Source organism: Burkholderia sp. A2, from assembly GCF_001729305.1.
GTDB lineage: Bacteria > Pseudomonadota > Gammaproteobacteria > Burkholderiales > Burkholderiaceae > Burkholderia > Burkholderia sola.
In genome coordinates, this window is record NZ_LZXX01000009.1 from 1 (window position 1) to 1,183 (window position 1,183).

The window sequence follows — 1,183 nt, forward strand, 5'->3', positions numbered from 1 at the left end:
CTTACTCGATGATCTTGGCGACGACGCCGGCGCCGACCGTACGGCCGCCTTCGCGGATCGCGAAGCGCAGACCTTCTTCCATCGCGATCGGAGCGATCAGCTTCACCGTGATCGACACGTTGTCGCCCGGCATCACCATTTCCTTGTCCTTCGGCAGCTCGATCGAGCCCGTCACGTCCGTCGTACGGAAGTAGAACTGCGGACGGTAGTTGTTGAAGAACGGCGTGTGACGGCCGCCTTCGTCCTTGCTCAGCACGTACACTTCTGCCGTGAAGTGCGTGTGCGGCGTGATCGAACCCGGCTTCGCCAGAACCTGGCCACGCTCCACGTCTTCACGCTTCGTGCCGCGCAGCAGGATACCCACGTTGTCGCCTGCCTGACCTTGGTCCAGCAGCTTGCGGAACATTTCCACGCCCGTGCAGGTCGTCTTCACCGTCGGCTTGATACCGACGATTTCGATTTCCTCGCCGACCTTCACGATGCCGCGCTCGACGCGACCCGTCACCACCGTACCGCGGCCCGAGATCGAGAACACGTCTTCCACCGGCATCAGGAACGCGCCGTCAACTGCACGCTCCGGCGTCGGGATGTACGTGTCCAGCGCGTCGGCCAGGCTCATGATCGCCACTTCACCCAGCTCGCCCGTGTCGCCTTCCAGCGCCAGCTTGGCCGAACCCTTCACGATCGGCGTGTCGTCGCCCGGGAAGTCGTACTTCGACAGCAGTTCGCGAACTTCCATCTCGACCAGCTCGAGCAGTTCAGCGTCGTCCACCATGTCGCACTTGTTCAGGAACACGATGATGTACGGAACGCCAACCTGACGCGCCAGCAGGATGTGCTCACGCGTTTGCGGCATCGGGCCGTCTGCTGCCGAGCAAACCAGGATCGCGCCGTCCATCTGCGCTGCGCCCGTGATCATGTTCTTCACATAGTCAGCGTGGCCCGGGCAGTCGACGTGTGCGTAGTGGCGGTTAGCCGTTTCGTACTCGACGTGTGCCGTGTTGATCGTGATGCCGCGCGCCTTTTCTTCCGGTGCCGCGTCGATCTGGTCGTACGCCTTCGCTTCGCCGCCGAACTTCTTCGTCAGAACCGTCGTGATCGCTGCCGTCAGCGTCGTCTTGCCGTGGTCAACGTGACCAATCGTACCAACGTTCACGTGCGGCTTGGTCCGCTCAAACTTTTC

General features: G+C 62.2%; 1 protein-coding gene. It reads right to left on the minus strand.

Annotated elements, in window-relative coordinates:
* Position 1: 1 nt before the first annotated feature.
* A partial coding sequence (tuf, locus tag A9Z05_RS01495; protein ID WP_034191706.1) for an elongation factor Tu occupies positions 2 to 1,183 on the minus strand: 1,182 nt, incomplete at its 5' end.